Raw genomic sequence first — 13,895 nt, 5'->3', positions numbered from 1 at the left:
GCTAGGACCCGTTCGCGGTGAGCAGGGCGCAGACCTGCTCCTGGGTTCCACGGTTGTGCGCCTTCAGTCGCTCGCTCAGGAGTTCCAGATCCTTGGCGCGAAGAGCATCCATCATCGCGGCATGCTCTTCCCGCGACTGGTTTTGTCGCCGCTCGGTGTTCAGGGCCGTCCGCTGATAGCGCTCGGACAGGTCGAAAAGCGTCGCGATCGTGCGCAGCAGATGGCGGTTGCCGCAATCGCGATAGAAGCGCAGATGAAAAGCCCTGTTCTCATGCATGTAGCCTTCGATATCGGACTGGGAATCCTGCGCTGCGAGCCGCGCGTGGATCGCCTCCAGTTCCGCTATTCCTCCGGTCGCGAGGGCAGGCCAGCTCGCACGAAGCGCCATGTCCTCCAGCTTTTCGCGCAGAGAGTAGAGCTCGATGAGATCGCTGACGGAATGTGCCGTTACGATTGCGCTACGATGGGGGCTGAGCTGGACAAATCCTCGTTCCGCCAGCCGTTCGATCGCCTGGCGGACAGGATGACGGCTGACGTCGAGCTGCTCGGCAAGCCGAATCTGGTCCAGTCGCTCTCCCGCAGGCAATTCGCCGGCCAGAATCATACGCTGGATTTCGGAGGTGGCGTAGTCCGCCGCACTCTTAAAACGCACCGCCCGTTCCACGCATCGACCTCCAGCTCTAGGCGGACACATCCGCAATCATGGATCCAAGAATGCTAGGCATGGTTCTGCTCGTTGTCCAGCCGCCCCGCGTTGCGAGAGGCAATTGACCAAAGGCTCATTTCCTGATTGGATCCATACCAATGGATCCAATTTCTTGACAATCAGACATGGAGGAGTGGTTATGAGATTTACGAGGCGTATGGTTCTGGCCGCCGGTGTGACGGTTTGCACCGGACTTTGTCTCTCGGTGGCGGGGGCACAAACCAAGACGGTCACCGTCCTTTCCCACAAGGTGCACGAAAACGTGGCGCGCGGGCTCGTCGCCGGGACGAGTGGGGGCGACGTCGCCGGTGAATGGGCAAAGGCGAATTCAGTCGAACTGAACTGGGTGACCGGCAATATCGATCCGATTCATGATCGTCTTGGGCGCGAACTATCGCTGGCTGAGAGCTCGGTCGACTTGGCATTCGTGATCAACAAGTTCCATACGCCGCGTATCGCCGCTCTGCTCGAGCCATTGGACGATCGCCTGAAAGCGGAACCGATCGAGATTCTCGATGCTATTCCCGACCCCATGAAGAAGGCGTTGACTTATGAGGGGCACCTGACCGCAATCCCGTTCCGCCATGCCACGACCGGGTTGCACTGGAACAAGACGCTGTTTGCCGAGCAGGGAGTGGACCATGCGCCGAAGACCCTCGACGAGCTGATCGAAACCGCCCGCAAGATGAGCTATACCCGACCGGACGGCACGCGAGTGGCGGGACTGGTCATGAATTCCGGCGACGAACACGTCGCGGTCCTGACTCTCCTTTCAGCATTCGGCGCGCGGCTGTTCGACGAGAATGGCAAGGTCACTGCCGATAGCCCAGAAATGGTGAAGGGCTTGGCGACCATGGCTCAGCTCTACAAGGACGGCGTGCTGGCGCAGAATTATGCGACGATGACCATCGACGACGTGATCACTGCTATGCAGAACGGCCAAGCTGCCATGGCGATCGATCCGTTCGCGCGCTACTCGGTCTACAACAATCCCGACAGTTCGAAGTTTCCCGGGCAGATCGATGTGGTGGTGACGCCTTCGGCCACAAATCCGAAGGGCACCGCCATCACGGAAATCTGGTCGATGGCCATTCCGCGCAATGCCAAGAACAAGGATCTGGCTTACTCACTGATGCGCGCATTGGCCACGAAGGAGGCCACGATCCGCATCGCCATGAACGGAAACGGACCCGTGGATCCGTCCGCCTATTCGGATCCTCGCCTGCAGCAGAAATTTCCCTACACCAAGGCCGAATCGGAGGCTTTGACAATCGCGCAGGTGATCCCGTCATCCTTCGAGCGTTCAATCGAAGTGGCGGCCATCTTCCGGGAGGAGTCGCAGGCGGCCGTGCTCGGCTTGAAGTCGCCGGAGAACGCCGCAAGCTCCATGCAGTCCCGCATCGAGCGGCTTGCGAAATAGAACACAAGGCCCTGACGGGAAAACAGCTATGGCAGGAGCGCTCTAGGCCTTCACGCGCTCCGCCCTCGGATCGTACATCGGCATGAGCGACGCTTCGGCCGCGAAGCGTTCGCCGGCGATCTCGATCTCGTAGGAGGACGAAAGCAGCGTGGCTTCGCTTTCGCCCCGGCAGGGTACGTAGCCCAGCCCGATCGCGCCGCCGAGATGGTGACCGTAATTGCCAGAGGTGATCGTGCCGACGATCCGGCCGTCGCGAACGATCGCTTCGTTGTGGAAGAGGAGGGGGGTGGGATCGGCAAGCCTGAACTGGACGAGCCGGCGCGACAGGCCCTCGTCCTTTCGGCGCAACACGGCGTCGCGGCCGACGAAATCACCCTTGGCGGTTTTCACGGCAAAGCCGAGGCCCGCTTCCAACACGTGGTCCTCGTCCGTGATGTCGTGGCCGAAATGGCGGAACGCCTTCTCCATGCGGCAGGAATCGAGCGCGTGAAGTCCGCACAGTTTCAGGCCGAATTCCTCGCCTGCCGCCTCGATGGCCTCGAAAACATGGGCTGCCTGGTCGGTCGGTACATAGAGTTCCCAACCGAGCTCGCCGACATAGGTGACACGGTGGGCACGGGCTAGACCCAGGCCGATCTCGATCTCCTGAAACGTGCCGAAGGGATTGGTCTCATTTGAGAAATCGTTCGGGCTCACCTTCTGGATCAGCTCTCGGGACCTCGGTCCCATCAGGCAAAGGACGCTCTCAGCGGCGGTCACGTCGGTGATCACCACGGATTCTTCGGCGAGATGCTTGCGCAGCCATGCCAAATCCCGTTGCAGCGTCGCCCCTGGTACGACGAGCAGGAATGCAGTTTCGGAAAGCCGCGAGACGGTGAGGTCGCTTTCGATGCAGCCTTTGCGGTTCAGCATCTGCGTGTAGACGATCCTGCCAGGAAGGACGTTCAGATCGTTGGCGCAAAGCCGCTGCAGGAGGGCGAGAGCGTCGCGCCCCTCGACCCGGATCTTGCCGAAGGAGGTCATGTCGAAAAGGCCGACGCCATTGCGCACCGCCAGGTGTTCGTCGCGCTGGTTGTCGAACCAATTCTGTCGCTTCCAGGAGTAGCGGTACTCGCGTTCCTGCCCGTCGCGCGCGAACCAGTTGGCGCGTTCCCAGCCGGCGACCTCGCCGAAGACGGCGCCACGCGCCTTCAGGTGTTCGTGCAGCGGCGAGCGGCGGACGCCACGGGCGGTCGTGACTTGCCGATAGGGGAAATGGTCGGCGTAGAGCAGCCCAAGCGTTTCCGAGACACGCTCCCGGAGATAGCGACGGTTCTGTTGGAAGGGCTGGGTGCGACGGATGTCGACTTCCCAGAGATCGAAGGGTGCTTCCCCGTCATGGATCCATTGCGCGAGCGCCATGCCGGCGCCGCCCGACGAGACGATACCGATCGAATTGTAGCCCGCTGCCACCCAGTAGCCGCGAAGCTCCGGCGCTTCGCCGAGATAGTAGCGGTCGTCCGGCGTGAAACTCTCCGGCCCGTTGAAGAAGGTATGGATACCGGCGGTTCCGAGCATCGGCATGCGTTTGACGCCCATCTCCAGGATCGGCTCGAAATGAGCAAAATCCTCCGGCAACTGGTCGAAGCAGAAGTCTTCCGGGATGCCAGCCATGCCCCACGGCTTGGCGACGGGCTCGAAGGCGCCCAGCATCATCTTGCCGGCGTCCTCCTTGTAATAAGCGCATTCGTCGGGAACGCGCAGCACCGGCAACCGAGACAAGCCGGGAATGGGTTCGGTGACGAGATAGAAATGCTCGCAGGCATGGAGGGGAATGGCGACGCCGTTCCGGGCGCCCAATTCCCGCGCCCACATGCCGGCGCAGTTGACGACGATGTCGCTGTCGATCGTGCCGCGCTCGCCACCGCTTTCCCAGGAGATGCCGGTGACGCGGCCGTCCCTGACGTGGACGTCCGTCACCTTCACATTCTCGACGATCCCCACGCCTCTCTGACGGGCGCCCTTCGCGAGCGCCATGGCAATGTTGGCGGGATCGCACTGGCCGTCGAGCGGCAGGTGAACCGCGCCGACCACGCCGGAGACGTTGAGATGCGGATACATCTCCTTCACCTCGGCCAACGAAATCTCGCGCACGTCGACATCGAAGGCGCGCGCTAGCGAAGCCTGCCGATAGATTTCGTGCTTGCGCTCCTCGGTCAAGGCCACGGTTATGGATCCGACCTGACGCATTCCGGTGGCGACACCGGTCTCGGCTTCCAGTTTCACATAAAGGTCCGCCGAATATTTCGCGAGACGCGTCATGTTCTGCGAAGCGCGCAACTGCCCGATCAATCCCGCCGCATGCCAGGTCGTGCCTGAGGTAAGCTGCTTGCGTTCCAGCAACACGATGTCGCTCCAGCCCAACTTCGCCAGATGGTAGGCGACCGAGCAGCCGGAAACGCCGCCGCCGATGATGACCGCGCGCGCCTTTGCGGGAATCGGCTTCATGCGGCCTTGCTCCGATGGGTTGATACGAAACGGCGCAGCCTCTCGGCCGCCTCGCGCAGGATGTCCTCGGGCTGGCACAGGCTGATGCGGACATGGCCCTTGGCGGCGTCGCCGAAGCTGATGCCCGGCATCACGCTGACCCTTTCCTTTTCTAGGAAGGCCCAGGCGAATTTTTCGCAATCGGGCTCCACGGCACGCACATCGAGCATGACATACATGCCACCGGCCGAGCCTCGCACGGTGACCTCGTTCATGCCGCGCACGGCGTCGAGGAAGACGGTGCGGCGCGCCGCGTATCGCTCGGCGATTTCCTTCACGCCATAGTCGTTTTCGAGCGCCTCGGTGGCGGCATGGGAGACGAAGTCGGTCAGGCCGTAAGTGGTGACGAGGTTGAGGCTGACCAGTTGCCGGATCAGGCTCGTCGGACCGGTCACCCAGCCGATGCGCCAGCCGGTCATGCCGTGGCTTTTCGACATCGAGTTGAGGACCAATGTGCGTTCCGCCATGCCGGGCAAGGAGCGTGGCGAAATGTGTTCGCCGCCACCGAGCGTCCAGTAGACCTCGTCGGACAGGAGCCACAGATCGTGGCGTATGCATATCTCCGCAATGCCTTCGAGCGACTTGCGCGTATAGACCGCCCCGGTCGGATTGTTCGGCGTGTTGATGAGGATCGCGCGCGTGTTCGGCTCGACCGCCTTTTCGATCGCTGCGACATTCGGCTGGAAGCCGTCCTCGGCGCGGGTTTCGACGACAGTGAAACCGGCCCCGGCGGCGCGGAACGTGCCGGGGTAGGTGGCGTAATAGGGAGCCACGACGATCGCATGGCCACCGGGATCCAGCACGGCCTGAACGGCTGCGTAGAGTGCCGCCTGGCCTCCGGGCGTGGCGATGATCTCGTCCTTGTCGGTGATACAGCCGGTCGAGCGGGTCGAAACGTCGGCCATGGCCTTGCGAAGCTTCGGAATGCCGGGAAGCTGGGTATAGTGATGGAAACCGTCGCGAACGGCTCTCACGCAAGCCTCCACCGTCTCGGACGGCGTGTCGAAATCATGGTCGCCCACGGACAGCATGATGATGTCCTCGCCGGCCTGCCTGCGTGTCATGGCCAAGAAATGGACCTCCCAGCCGTCCTTGCCGGATGGAATGATGCCGGTGATGCGGGAGGAGGGATGGGGCATACGGTGCTTTCTCGTGATCATGGGGGAAACGCCTAGCATAGCAGGGCGGAGAAGGTGTCAAACAGCGCCACCCCATCCGGCTCTTCGGGCCACTTCCGGCGAGGGGCAGAGACGCGCGGGCACGTCATCCTCTCAAGCGTGCGTTCTCTGGATCCCAGAGGGGCTTGTCTTCCTGCACCAGCGCCGGGTAGCGCTGACCGAAGATCTCGATTTCCACCTGCGTTCCGGGTTGGGCGAGGTCGGCGCGCAGCATGCCGAGCGCGATCGACTTGTTCAGCCGGTAGCCCCATCCTCCCGACGTCGTCTCGCCGACGATCTGTCCGTCATGCCAGAGCGTCGACATGTACGGCGCGTCGTAGTCGCCAGCCTCGACGAGCAGCGTGACGAAACGTTTCTTCACGCCTTGCTGCTTCTCGTCGAGCAGCGCCGCCTTTCCCTTGAAGTCGGGCTTGTTCCAAGCGACGAAACGTTCGAGGCCGCCCTGGAGTACGGTGTAGTCGGTCGAAAGATCCTGCTTCCAGGCGCGATATCCCTTTTCGAGGCGTAGCGCGTCGAGGGCGAACATCCCGAACGGCTTCAAGCCGTGTTTCTGGCCGGCCGCCCATGCGGCGTCAAAGATCGCTGCGGTATCGTCGAGCTTGGAATGGATTTCCCAGCCCAGTTCGCCGGCAAAGGAAACCCGGACGAGCTGGCACCAGCGGTCGGCGATCCGGACCGATTGGTGTGAAAGCCAGGGCAGGTTGAGATCGGCCTCGGTGATCTCGGCCAGAATGTCGCGCGAGTTCGGGCCGGTGAGGATCTGACATGTGAAACTGTCTGTGACATTTTGTAGAGACATTCGAGTCCCTTGGGGAAGATGCCTCTCTAGCCACTCGAAGTCGTGAAGTTCCGCCACGGCCGGGGTGATCAGGAAGAAGAAATCCTCATCCAGCGCCATGATCGACATTTCGGTGACGATGCGGCCAGCGTCGTCGGCGAAATAGGCGAGGCCGATCCGGCCGGGTTTCGGCACGTTGCCCGTGATCATGGTGGACAGCCAGTCGCGGGCGCCTTTGCCTTGCAGCCTGAATCGCGAAAAGCCGGGCAGGTCCAGGATGCCGGCGGCGTCGCGCACCGTCAGGCATTCCTGCCGGACGCGTTCCTCCCACGGCCCGGATCGCCCGAAGGTTTGCGCCGCCAGCTCCGAAACGTCGTCACCGGGTTTTGCGTACCACGTCGCCCGTTCCCAACCGTTGTAGGCGTTGAATTGCGCGCCCAGCGCCGCGATCCGGTCATGGATCGGCGAGAGCTTGCGGTTGCGGCCGGCCGGCCAGGCCAGGCGCGGGAATTGGATCGCGTATTCGTGGCCGTAGACCTCCATGCCCTTGGCGACGCAATAGTCCTTTTCCGAAGCGAAGGCGGTGAAGCGGCGAGGGTCGCAGGACCACATGTCCCATTCCGTACGGCCTTCGGTCACCCATTCGGCGAGCACCTTGCCGGCGCCGCCGGCCTGGGCGATTCCGAAGGTGAAGACGCAGGCCTCGAATGCCTTGGGCACGCCCGGCATCGGGCCGATCAGCGGGTTTCCGTCGGGTGTGTAGGGGATCGGGCCGTTGATGACCTTCGAAAGGCCGGCCGTTCCGAGGATCGGCACCCGGCGGGCCACGTCGTCGAGATAGTGCTCGAGCCGCTCCAGATCGTCCGGGAAGAGCTGGAAGGAGAAGTCGTCCGGCATGGGATCGCCGGGGCTTGCCCAATGGGCGCGGCAATTGCGCTCATAGGGCCCGAGATTCATGCCGTTCTTTTCCTGGCGCAGGTAATAGGAAGTGTCGACGTCGCGCAGCAGCGGCAGCTTCCGGTCGTTCTCGCGTGTCCACGCGGCGAGCTCGGGGATCTCGTCGAACAGGATGTATTGATGGCTCATCACCATCATCGGTACGTTGCGGCCGAACAGCCTGCCGACTTCGGCCGCCCGGTAGCCGGCGGCGTTCACCACATACTCGCAGCCGATCTCGCCATGCGGCGTCGTGACGATCCAGTCGCCGCCTTTCCTGCCCACGGCCGTGGCCGGGCAGAAACGCACGATCCTTGCGCCCCGGTCGCGGGCGCCCTTGGCGAGCGCCTGCGTGAGCTGTGCCGGATCGATATCGCCGTCGCTCGGATCGTAAAGGGCGCCTTTCAGCTCATGCGCCTCGATAAAGGGATAATGCGCCTTGATCTGGTCCAGTCCGATTACATCGATGGCCATGCCCTGATAGCGGCCCATCCCCTTGACGCGCTGGAATTCCTGCATGCGCTCATCCGTGTGGGCGAGCCGGAGGGAACCGGTGACGTGATAGTTCATGGGATAACCGACTTCCTCGGCGAGGCCGCGATAAAGCGCAGCCGAATAGCGCTGCATGTTCATCAGCGACCAGGAGGAAGAGAAGGTCGGAACGTTGCCGGCTGCGTGCCAGGTCGAGCCGGACGTGAGCTCGTTCTTCTCGAGAAGAATGCAGTCGGTCCAGCCGGCCTTCGCCAGATGATAAAGGGACGAGACGCCGACGGCGCCGCCGCCGATGATCACCACGCGGGCCGTGCTTGGCAAATCAGTCATTGCTCCTCCCTCCAGGTTCAATAGACAGGCGGCGACACCACCCAGATGACCACTGCCGGCTCAGTGCCGGGATTTTTCCAGCGAAACGGCTTGCTGCTGAAACGGAAGCTGTCGCCTTCCGCCAGGTGGTGCCAGTTTCCGGCGATCTCGATGTCGAAACGGCCCGAGACGATATAGCCTGCTTCTTCCGTCGGCCGATTGGCCAAGTCGGCAAGTTCGGCACCCGGCGCGAAGACGGAGCGAAGGAGCTCGAAGCTCCCCCCAAGATCCGGCGAGAGCAGTTCCTCCACCAGACCCGAATCACTCGTGCCGAGGATGCGCCGTCGTCCGGCGCGCACGATCACGCCGCGCTCCGCATCGTCGGCGACGTCGTGTGCGAAGAAAAGACTGAGCGGCACGCCGAAGAGGCCGGCAAGGGCTCTGAGGTCGCCGAGCGACGGCACGGACAGGCCACGTTCGATCTGGCTGACCCAGCCGACCGACCGGCCGAGACGGATGGCGACTTCGGAAATCGTAAGGCCGCGCGCCTTGCGCAGGGCTCGGATGTCGCCCGCCAGCATTGCGCCTTCGGGCGCTTCTCCCGCGTCCTGAAGGGCTGGTCGTGACGGCATGGCAGCCTCATGAAAAAGAAAGCAGGAATTTCATATGTGACGGGTTCGTGAAAAAATCAATGTAAATTTCACAGGGCGCAAGATTTGCTTGCGGTATGAAAGCGGCTCGTGCAAAGGCTGCTCACGGGGGAAGTTCGTCAGGGGTCGGAATCCGGACTGCGGAAAGTCTTGAATCATGCTCGCACCGGAAAGAAAAAATGATCTTATGGACGAGGCGGCGATCGTCGATGAGGCGATCACGTCGCGACGGTCCGTGCGCGCTTTCCTGCCCGATCCGGTCAGCGATGCCACCATACGTGAAATCCTGGACGTGGCGTCCCGCGCGCCATCGGGCACCAACATGCAGCCTTGGCGGGTCTATGTGACCACTGGCGCGGTGAAGGACAGGATCGCCGACGCGATTCTCAATTCCGGTGTCCGGGCGGAGAAGGCGGTCTGGGACGAGTACAAATATTATCCCGACCAATTCTTCGAGCCCTATCTGACGCGGCGCAGGACTGTCGGCTTCGGTCTCTATTCCGCGCTCGGTATCGGACGCCGCGAAGTGGATCGGATGCGCGAACAGCACGACCGGAACTTCATCTTCTTCGATGCGCCCGTCGGCATGCTGTTCACGATCGATCGAAGATTGAATCAGGGCTCTTGGATCGACCTCGGCATGTTCCTCGAGAACATCATGATCGCGGCACGGGGGCGGGGATTGCATAGCTGTCCCCAGGCGGCCTTTGCGCCCTATCACAAGCAAATCCGGCCGGTGATCGGCATGGCCGACGAGGAGATCCTCGTTTGCGGCATCGCGCTTGGCTACGAGGATACCTCGAAGCCGGAGAACAACTTCCGAACCGAGCGGGCACCCCAGGAAGAATGGGTCAAGTTTCTGAAGTGATCATCTGATCGCTCATCGCCCGACCAACCTGTCCCATGCGGCCATTGCCCCGTCGGCTATGGCATGGAGCATTTCCCTGCCCGCGCCGTCGCGCGCCTGGATGGACATGCCCTGCTGGACGGTCACGTAAAAGGCCGCGACGGAGGCGCTGTCGAGTCCGGAGGGAAGCTCGCCCGCGGCGACGGCAAGGTCGAGCCTTTCGCGCAGCGTGGTCACATTTTCCGCGCGCAGATCCCTGAGCGTCTGGCATACGCCCGCATTCGTGTCGCTGGCGTGAAGAGCGCCGAGCACGACAAGGCAGCCTGCAGGCTTGCCCGGCTTCGTGAAGGCGTCGGCAGTCGTGTGCAGGAAGCCGGCGACCGCATCCCTGGCCGTCGCAGCCTCAGTGATAGCCTGCCAGATCTCGGGGCTTTCGGTCCGGCCATAGAGCCGGACGGCCTCGCGAAACAATGCCTCCTTCGAACCGAAGGCTGCGTAAAGGCTCGGCGAATTGATGCCCATCGCCGCCGTCAGATCGCTCATTGAAGTATTGTCATAGCCCTTGGCCCAGAACAATTCCATCGCCCGCGCCAGAGCGAAACTCCTGTCGAATGCACGTGGGCGGCCTCTTTCAGCCATCGCGTCTCCTTCTGTAGCGATCGATAAATAAATTGCTTGACCGCATCGGGCAAGCCTGTCACCAAATATGTATCGATCAATACACAAATGGAGTACGACATGTCCGGATTAATGGGGAAGGTGGCGCTCGTGACCGGCGGCAGCCGCGGAATCGGTGCCGCGATCGCGCGCCGGCTGGCGGCAGACGGCGCCTCGGTGGCGCTGACATATGCGCAATCGCCCGATCGTGCCGCCGAAGTGGTCCGCGATATCGAGGCGACCGATGGACGGGCGCTGGCGATCCAGGCGGACAATCTCGATGCCGATGCGATCGAGGCTGCTGTGGCGCGAACGATCGAGCATTTCGGCCGGCTGGACATATTGGTCAACAATGCCGGCATCTTCCATGCGGCTCCGGTGGAGGAGCTGACGCTCGACGATTTCGAGAAGACCGTCGCTATCAATCTTCGGGCTCCGTTTCTCGCCTCCAGGGCAGCCGCGGCGCACATGGGCAAGGGGGGCAGGATCGTATCGATCGGCAGCAATATGGCGATTCGCGTGCCCGGCGAGGGGCTGAGCCTCTACTCCCTGAGCAAGGCTGCCCTGATCGGCATGACGAAGGGGCTGGCGCGCGATCTCGGACCGAAGGGCATCACCGTGAACGTCGTCCATCCCGGCTCGACGGACACGGATATGAACCCGGCCGGCGGTCCCGGCGCCGATGGGCAGCGCGCGCTGATGGCGATTCCACGCTTCGGAGATCCAGCGGATGTTGCCGCCATGGTTGCCTTCCTGACTGGCGCCCAGGCTGGGAGCGTCACCGGCGCCGAATTCACCGTCGACGGCGGAGCGAACGCCTGATAGCGCTCTCGGCCGAATTCATGGTTCGCCGCGCCGCGCCCGGCGCCAGCCGGACGCGTTCAGGACGAAGCGGCGGTCTGGCGCGGCGCTAACGGAGCGGCACTCCGTTCTGTAATGCCCGGCTTCGCTAGCCAGGCCGCATGTCGTGCATGTTCAAGCGGACTTATGCACTCGCGCGTGCGAGATGGGTGAATATGATCAGCGATCACCGTGGGTGGGAAACGTCGCGCTCACGATATAGCTTCTCGGTGCCCCGTTTCTGGGCGGATTTCTCGCTTGGCGTCAGTCGCCGCCGGTTGAGAAGTGCGTAGGCCGCAGCCGCGCCGAGAAGCACCGGCCCTGCAGCAACAAGCAAAAGCCATAGGAATTCGGTCATTACGCCACTCCTTCCTGGCCCAACAGATCAGGGCTGTGATGGTTCCCTACCGCGTGACTCAACCGGTTCGGGTCGTGTCTCAGCGGTGTAGTTCGGGGTCGGTGGTGCCGCTCGCGAGCGCCCTCTGCAACGCTGTATTATTTCGTATGCACTTCTTCGGGAGAATTGGCGCACAATTAGGTTGCTGAAATTCATCTGTCTTCGGAATAGTTGAAACGGCGATTTGATTTGAGAAAGCTTATTTTTTGGAAGACCATAAAAATTATTGTATCGGTCGAACGAAATTCTGTTCGCTCACGAGAAATGTGGGAGGAGAACATGAGTTTTCCCAATCTTCTACAAGTTGCAGGCTTGCCCGCGCTTCTTTGCGTCGGCTTCGGTGCTGGTGCTGGAATTGCGCATCTCTCCTTGGCCGAGGCCGGCGACGTCACTGCCCAAACACCCCATTGTCGTGTCGCCAACCTCCCGGCTTCGGCCCAGATCGGCGAAGTCATCAAGGCCTATGAGGAAGGCGATCCGCCACTGTGGAGTGACCTCGGCTCGTTGAAATACCCGGTGACCACAAAGAGCCCGGAAGCGCAAAGCTACTTTGACCAGGGACTCAGGCTGGCGGCCAACTTCAACCATGCCGAAGCAAGGCGCGCCTTCCGCAAGGCCCAGAAGCTCGATCCGACCTGCGCCATGTGTTTCCTCGGCGAGGCGCTTGTCCTCGGGCCGAACATCAATGCTCCGATGGATCCGGAGGCTAACGCGCCGGCCATCGCTGCGCTTCGCAAGGCGCAATCCCTTGCCGACGGTGCAAGCCAGAAGGAAAAGGATCTGATCGCCGCGGTGGCCACCCGCTATTCGGAGGATCCCGCGTCCGAGAGGCCCAAGCTCGACGCGGCCTTTGCCGACGCGACGGCGGCTCTCTCCGACAAATATCCGGACGATCTCGATCTGGCGGTCCTTGCCGCGGAGGCGGCGATGGACACCCAGCCTTGGGACTACTGGCAGCCGGGCGGCAAGGAACCCAAAGGCAGGGCCGCCGACATCCAGAAGCGACTGGAGAGCGTTCTCGCCAGAGATCCCAAGCATGCCGGGGCGATCCACCTCTACATTCATCTCGTGGAGGCGTCGGATCGGCCGGAGCGCGCCGAGGCCTATGCCGACCGCCTGGCGGCGCTGATGCCGGGTGCCGGGCATATCGTGCATATGCCGAGCCACATCTATTACCGGGTCGGCCGCTATGCCGACTCCCTCAAGTCCAATGAGGATGCCTCCAAAGTCGATGAAGACTATATCAGCCGGACAGGCGCGGCCGGCGTCTACCCGATCGGCTACTACTCCCATAACGTTCATTTCGTGCTGGTGTCGGCGCAGCTTCTCGGAGACGGGAAGACGGTGCTCGAAGAGGCCGAGAAGCTCGACAAGTGGCTGACCAACGAGGTCGTCGCCGCGATTCCGATCGCGCAGCCGGTCAAGGCGGCCCCTTATTTCGCTTGGGCACAGTACGGCGACCCCGACACCGTTCTTGCCATGCCGGAACCGCCTGGCGCGCCGCCCTATGTGAAGGCGATGTGGCACTACGCGCGCGGCGCGGCATCCGCGGCTAAGAAAGATGTCGCCGGCGCCCGCAAGGAGGCCGAGGCGATCCACAGGATTGCCCAGGAAACGGACTGGTCCGTCATGGACGCCTGGGCCATTCCGGCCCGCCCGGTCCTGGAGGTCGCCGAGAATGTCGTGCTGGCGCGCGCATCACAGGCCGAAGGCAACGACAGCTCCGCCGTCGATCTCTGGAAGAGGGCCGCCGAGACCGAAGACACGATCCCCTATATGGAGCCTCCATACTGGTACTATCCGGTCCGGCAGTCACTCGGAGCGGCATTGCTGAAGACCGGTCATCCCAACGAAGCCGAGAAGGAATTCAAAGCCGCGCTCGAGCGATCACGCGGCAGCGCCTGGGCGCTTTATGGCCTTCAGCAGGCCGCAAAAGCGAAGGGCGATGCGGCGGCCGAAAGCAAGGCCGCTGAGCAATTGTCCAAAGCCTGGCAAGGCGATGCAAGCTTCCTGAACCTCGAGCGGCTCTGACACTCGGTGTGTCATCGCATTGGCGTTGATCTTGACCGGTCGCGAGTTGCCCCTCACTGTCCTGCCGGACATCTCTCCCCGCAAGCGGGGAGAGAGACGCCGGCCGCTTAGATTTCGCCAGTCGGAGA

11 protein-coding genes are annotated in these 13,895 nt (G+C 62.5%); 4 read left to right on the top strand and 7 right to left on the bottom strand.

Annotated elements, in window-relative coordinates:
* Position 1 precedes the first annotated feature (1 nt).
* Positions 2-652: a GntR family transcriptional regulator gene (locus ACCO56_RS26640; protein WP_433643933.1), complete on the bottom strand. Its 651-nt coding sequence runs from the start codon at positions 650-652 to the stop codon at positions 2-4.
* A gap of 193 nt (positions 653-845) precedes the next feature.
* Between ACCO56_RS26640 and ACCO56_RS26635 the strand changes: the two genes are divergently transcribed.
* Entirely contained in the window at positions 846-2,126 is a 1,281-nt protein-coding gene (locus tag ACCO56_RS26635; RefSeq protein ID WP_433643932.1) for an extracellular solute-binding protein, read from the top strand.
* A gap of 42 nt (positions 2,127-2,168) precedes the next feature.
* On the opposite strand, the gene ACCO56_RS26630 is transcribed toward ACCO56_RS26635, so the two are convergent.
* The 4 genes from ACCO56_RS26630 to ACCO56_RS26615 form a co-directional block, all read right to left on the bottom strand.
* Positions 2,169-4,613, bottom strand: a complete 2,445-nt coding sequence (locus tag ACCO56_RS26630) for a GcvT family protein (RefSeq protein WP_433643931.1) — start codon at positions 4,611-4,613, stop codon at positions 2,169-2,171.
* Positions 4,610-5,791 carry a pyridoxal phosphate-dependent aminotransferase gene (locus tag ACCO56_RS26625; protein ID WP_433643996.1) on the bottom strand — a complete coding sequence of 394 codons (1,182 nt, stop codon included), beginning with the start codon at positions 5,789-5,791 and terminating at the stop codon, positions 4,610-4,612. Before ACCO56_RS26625 ends, ACCO56_RS26630 begins: the two co-directional genes overlap by 4 nt.
* Positions 5,792-5,915: 124 nt before the next feature.
* Entirely contained in the window at positions 5,916-8,366 is a 2,451-nt protein-coding gene (locus ACCO56_RS26620; RefSeq protein ID WP_433643930.1) for a GcvT family protein, read from the bottom strand.
* Positions 8,367-8,383: 17 nt separating this feature from the next.
* Positions 8,384-8,977 (bottom strand): helix-turn-helix domain-containing protein, encoded by a 594-nt coding sequence (locus ACCO56_RS26615; protein WP_433643929.1) that lies wholly within the window; start codon positions 8,975-8,977, stop codon positions 8,384-8,386.
* 175 nt (positions 8,978-9,152) lie between these two features.
* Here ACCO56_RS26615 and ACCO56_RS26610 point away from each other — a divergent pair, with 175 nt between their 5' ends.
* Positions 9,153-9,863, top strand: a complete 711-nt coding sequence (locus ACCO56_RS26610; protein WP_433643928.1) for a nitroreductase — start codon at positions 9,153-9,155, stop codon at positions 9,861-9,863.
* A 12-nt stretch (positions 9,864-9,875) separates the two neighbouring features.
* Here ACCO56_RS26610 and ACCO56_RS26605 read toward each other — a convergent pair whose 3' ends face one another.
* Complete coding sequence (locus tag ACCO56_RS26605) at positions 9,876-10,481, bottom strand: TetR/AcrR family transcriptional regulator (RefSeq protein ID WP_433643927.1); 606 nt, start codon at positions 10,479-10,481, stop codon at positions 9,876-9,878.
* Between the two features lie 99 nt (positions 10,482-10,580).
* Between ACCO56_RS26605 and ACCO56_RS26600 the strand changes: the two genes are divergently transcribed.
* On the top strand, positions 10,581-11,321 hold the full coding sequence (locus tag ACCO56_RS26600) for an SDR family NAD(P)-dependent oxidoreductase (RefSeq protein WP_433643926.1): 741 nt from the start codon (positions 10,581-10,583) through the stop codon (positions 11,319-11,321).
* 205 nt (positions 11,322-11,526) lie between these two features.
* Here ACCO56_RS26600 and ACCO56_RS26595 read toward each other — a convergent pair whose 3' ends face one another.
* Complete coding sequence (locus ACCO56_RS26595; RefSeq protein WP_433643925.1) at positions 11,527-11,697, bottom strand: hypothetical protein; 171 nt, start codon at positions 11,695-11,697, stop codon at positions 11,527-11,529.
* A 318-nt stretch (positions 11,698-12,015) separates the two neighbouring features.
* Here ACCO56_RS26595 and ACCO56_RS26590 point away from each other — a divergent pair, with 318 nt between their 5' ends.
* Complete coding sequence (locus tag ACCO56_RS26590) at positions 12,016-13,767, top strand: hypothetical protein (protein ID WP_433643924.1); 1,752 nt, start codon at positions 12,016-12,018, stop codon at positions 13,765-13,767.
* The last annotated feature ends 128 nt before the right edge of the window (positions 13,768-13,895 follow it).

The sequence above is a fragment of the Mesorhizobium sp. 1B3 genome, assembly GCF_050958605.1.
Lineage (GTDB): Bacteria > Pseudomonadota > Alphaproteobacteria > Rhizobiales > Rhizobiaceae.
The sequence above is the reverse complement of the archived record's forward strand: the minus strand, read 5'-3'. Positions and strand labels throughout refer to the sequence as shown.